The organism is Ochrobactrum sp. SFR4 (genome assembly GCF_019730395.1).
Classification (GTDB): Bacteria; Pseudomonadota; Alphaproteobacteria; order Rhizobiales; family Rhizobiaceae; genus Pseudochrobactrum.
In genome coordinates this window covers 1-478 of record NZ_JAAPBB010000183.1, presented here as the reverse complement: position 1 = coordinate 478, position 478 = coordinate 1, and the positions used below count along the sequence as shown (strand labels likewise).

Below are 478 nucleotides of genomic sequence, written 5' to 3'. Positions count from 1 at the left end.
AGTTGATATTGACAAGTCGCCGGAGATTGCTGCGGCTTTCGGCATTCGTGGTGTGCCGACAGTCATCCTGTTTAAAGACGGCAAGCTGGTCGAGCAGGTTGTGGGGCTGAGAGAGAAAAGCAAATACGCCGCTCTGATTGATCAGTTGGCAGCTTCTTAAACCCTTTAATTGACGCCTTTTAAAGCATTACGGCACTGTTCTGCCTTCATTGATCAGAGCAGTGCTTTTGTCTGCATATACCTCAAGTGTGGGATGATTTTCACCGTATAAACTGATCGTGAATTCGGCCTTGGTGGCTTGACAAGTTACAACACCTCGCCAATCATTCAATAAATAAATTGAATGATTGGCGAGGTGTTTGATATGAATTTCCTGCTTGGCATAAATGCTGCAGGTGCTGTGCGTGTCAGTGAGATATTGCCGCTGCTGCTGCCATACCGCTTGGAAGGTGATCTGGTTGAAAAAGCCTGGGGCATC

General features: G+C 47.1%; 2 protein-coding genes. One reads left to right on the top strand and one right to left on the bottom strand.

Annotated features, from left to right (window positions below):
• Positions 1-7: 7 nt before the first annotated feature.
• Positions 8-160 (top strand): thioredoxin family protein, encoded by a 153-nt coding sequence (locus HBA93_RS24625; RefSeq protein WP_353619398.1) that lies wholly within the window; start codon positions 8-10, stop codon positions 158-160.
• A gap of 27 nt (positions 161-187) precedes the next feature.
• Here HBA93_RS24625 and HBA93_RS18490 read toward each other — a convergent pair.
• Positions 188-478, bottom strand: a 291-nt coding sequence (locus tag HBA93_RS18490; protein ID WP_221724274.1) for a hypothetical protein, incomplete at its 5' end; no start/stop codon positions are given.